Genomic DNA, 3,895 nt, shown 5'->3' on the forward strand with positions numbered 1-3,895 from the left:
ACGCTTTGCAACTCAGAAACAAATACAGCAAGGAAACCATGTTACTTATATTTCGTTTTTGCTTGCTGAGTAGTAACGTATCAAGTCTTTTTTAACCATCAAAAAACAACCGTTTAACTTAGAAACTCATTTCGTACAGTTAAACGGTTGTTTTTTATTCTTAGAATATTGTTTCTGCCACTTAGCCAATGATTCCGAATACATTGAAAGTCATTTCGAACACTTCGAAAGTCATTTCGGGCACTTAGCCAGCCTTACGAACACTTAGCCGGATGTTTTGTGCACTTAGAAGGTGGTTTCAACTACTTAGCTGAATGTTTCGAGAACTTAGCCGGTTATTTCCAGCACTTAGCTGGAGATTTCCAGCACTTAGCTGAAGGTTTTGCCTGAATTTACATACATTTCGTAACTGGCATCGCCAGGTGTTACCAATTTCCAATAATCAAAGCAAGACCTATGATGACTTTACTTATGATTTTCGAGTTAACATTCGAGACATCCTGTTAATTTTGAAAATCTTTGAGGTTTTTGGGGTTGTTATTTCTAATAACCTGAGTTCGATTAAAATTTTATGACGAACTCAGGTTAATAAGTTTTAGAGTCCCTAATAACAAGGATTAAAGTTTCCTCCTTCGCCTCAAAAGGTCCGTGCTCTTCATTTGCGTCAAACATTACATACGATCCTTCAGGATATGCTGCATCATCACTGGCATATTCTCCTTTTAGTACAATGAATTGCTCTACAGTAGAATGCGTATGACGATCGGCACGGAATCCTTTGGGCAACTTAAGTAACATGGTTTTTGCATATCCATCATCCCGTAACATTTTTGCTTTTGTACCTTCGGCATAGCCTTCTATTTCTTGCCAGTCTCGGTCTTCGAATAAACCTTTAATTACTTCTAATTTTTGTTCTTCCATTGTAAGTTCCTCCAATTATAATTAAACCATCCGTTAAATATTACAAATACATGATATCAGGTTAGTATGTATATACATGTATAATTTACAGCTTTCCGATTTAATTATCAACTGCCTGTCAACAATTTTACTCCCAACTTATCTAAACTTGAAAAAAATTACATTTCAGTCATCTGAGTGCAATAAATCTTAGCCTAATTAGTCTCTGAATGAAAAGTCTCCAAATTAATAAAAACCATAAATGCTTACCCCTAACCCCTAAAGGGGAAGCTTCTTGTACTGTGCGGGTTGGCGGTTCTCCCTTTAGGGAGTCAGCGGGTATGTGAAGCGAAAAAAGTGGACTTCTCTTGCTGGCACTAATTAGTGGTTATAAAAAAATACGAGTTTTCTAAGAATCACTAATTACAATAGCTATCTTTTACTTTTTCGAGGTATTGGAAGCAGTAGTTTACTCATGATTGTTTCCGAAAAACGTTTCGTGTAATTTTTGGTGTAGTTCGTTTACAACTGACTCATATTTCGGGAACATCACAAGGTTCTTGTTTTCATGAGGATCATTGATATTCTTTTTAAATGTGTTTACCGTGGCACTACGCTGTGTTTTAGGAAGCTTCAATACGTTGTCAGGTTTCTGTTCACAAACTGAATACTGATCACCGATTACTGGTCACTGTCTACTTAAATCATTCCCCAAACAACGTATACAAATGGTTTCTCATGCGGATAGGGTATTTGTATTGTTTTGCGTATTTCTCGGTCAGGTTTATAGCTTTAACAGCCGGCATTAAGGCTTTGCCGTCCTCGCCTATCCATTCTACCATATTCATTAAGGTAAGCATGGCGTATGAACGCTCGTTAATCATATCAGTTATACATTGAATCCCTTTTTCCTTTTTACCCGTTTTAATTAATGTCCAGGCGGCCATTGCCCTTACTTCGTGCGATTCATCGTTAATCATTTTTAATCCTGCTGGTTGGTCATCCAGCAAAAAGCAGCCAATCATACCCCAATATCTCAGTCCAAGATTCGGGTTTTCCAATAATTTGCGAAGTTCAGGAAGATTAGCCCTGTCTTTTTCCAGCGCCAGGTCGGCTGCATCCAGTATTGCTTCAACATGATATAATCCCGGATTACGAACCATCTCGTAAATCGTAGTATTGTTTTCATTGGCCAGGCGAACCATCTCCGATTCGGGCAGCAATCCGGCATCATATATTTCCATTTGTTTTTTACGCAGGTGTTTACGCATCTTAACGGCCATATTTTCCACCTCAGGGTTGTCTATCAAATTAGCTGTGCAATCCGGGTCTTTTTGCATATCGTAAAGCTCTTCCGTCCATACTTTAGGGGAGAAAAAACGAGCTTGGATTTCACTGGCCTTGCCGTCACCAATCGCTTTTTCCCAGGCTTTGGTTGCTTCCATGGTCCATAAGTAGTCCAGGTGTTGCATCCAGGGCACATAAGGCATATAGTTTCGGATATAAAGATATCTATCATCACAAAGTGCCCTTGCGTTATCCACCCTTTCGTCCATGCGTCCCCTGAAAGCCATATGAAATGGTGCTTCCGGCTCTGCTTGGGGTCCCAGGAAAACTTTACCCTGCATATACTCCGGCGGTGTTCCTCCTGCCAGGCTCACCCATGTTTTGGGCATATCCACAAAACTTACCAATCGATCTATTTTAGTTCCTGGTTTGTTCGCCGGCCATAGCTCCTTAAATTGCTTTGGAATACGAACCACAAGCGGACAATGCAGACTATTCGCAAATAAAAAACGTTTGCTTCGGGGCAATACTCCCCCATGGTCAGATACATATACAACTATGGTATTTTCTGTCATCCCCATCTCCTCAAGCTTGGCTAACATATTACCGACCTTAGCATCCATCTTATGTATGGCATCATGGTAGTGGGCATAATTTTCGCGCATACCGGGCACATCAGGGTGGTATTTGCGGAGCCTTGTTTTTTTAGGATCGTGTTGGGTGTTATATACATCACCAAAAGCCCTGCTTTCATGGGATTCTCCCATATTTATGACCTGAAAAAATGGCTGACTATTCTTTAGCGACTCCCAATTTAAGATGCTATCATTATCCCAACTAGCGTTTTTCCTTCCTCCAATATTGTAATCCTTTTTTTTGTAGTTGGCACAGTGATAACCTTCTGCCCTTAAATAATCAGGGTAGTACTTTATCTTATGATGAGGAATGGGATAATAGCTGCGCATATGCTGTGTTCCCATAGAAACTGCCATAATTCCCGTAATCCAAGTACTGCGCGAAGGTGCGCAAACAGGAGCATTGGCAAAAGCATTCATATATTGAAATCCATCTTGTGCCAGTCTATCGATATTTGGTGTTTTTGAATAGGGGTTGCCGTAACAACCCAGCCAATCGGCACTATTGTCTTCTGATGTTAGCCAGAGGATGTTGGGCTTTTCTGTTTGTTGAGCACCTATCCATAGAGGTATTAAAAAAATAAAAGTCAGTAATAGGCAGTGTTTATTCATAATAAAATATTGTTGTGATCGCTTGATTATAAACCATTAATAATATTTACCTACTGACAATAGTAATTAAAATTTTCCATAATAGATCTAATCTTTGCATCCACATTATACCACCCGGACAAAGAAAGGAGTCTTATCTTCATTTCATTCGAATACTTATTCATTATAGCATCGTCATTCCCGGCCGGGAACCATAGCCGTCGGGCTAGGCTGTTTTTTACAAACTTAGCGCCAAAGGCGTGACGTCAAAAGCCATTCTTCGGGATGGGTAAAAGGAAAAGGGCGCCATTACAAGAGTTTTTATTGGCAAAAAGGTTATGGTGCTTTTTCTGTAAACCCGTCACAAATTGACGTTGTCCGTAACTATATCATAAACCAAAATGAACATCACAAAAACAAATCGTTTAAGGACGAATACAGCGCTTTTCTGAAAAAATATAATGTGGCGTATGATGCGCGAT

General features: G+C 39.6%; 2 protein-coding genes and 1 pseudogene. 1 reads left to right on the forward strand and 2 read right to left on the reverse strand.

The features are described from left to right. Nucleotides 1-585: 585 nt before the first annotated feature. Nucleotides 586-921, reverse strand: a complete 336-nt coding sequence (locus tag ACT29I_RS25120) for a cupin domain-containing protein (RefSeq protein ID WP_430935667.1) — start codon at nucleotides 919-921, stop codon at nucleotides 586-588. Between the two features lie 683 nt (nucleotides 922-1,604). Next, the gene (locus ACT29I_RS25125) at nucleotides 1,605-3,434 is read right to left on the reverse strand and encodes a sulfatase-like hydrolase/transferase (protein WP_444794783.1); all 1,830 of its coding nucleotides are present in this window, start codon (nucleotides 3,432-3,434) and stop codon (nucleotides 1,605-1,607) included. Nucleotides 3,435-3,687: 253 nt separating this feature from the next. Here ACT29I_RS25125 and ACT29I_RS25130 point away from each other — a divergent pair. Further along, a pseudogene (locus ACT29I_RS25130) lies at nucleotides 3,688-3,895 on the forward strand (transposase); the annotation flags it as partial.

Source organism: Saccharicrinis sp. GN24d3 (assembly GCF_052400645.1).
In the GTDB taxonomy this organism is placed as follows: Bacteria; Bacteroidota; Bacteroidia; order Bacteroidales; family Marinilabiliaceae; genus Saccharicrinis.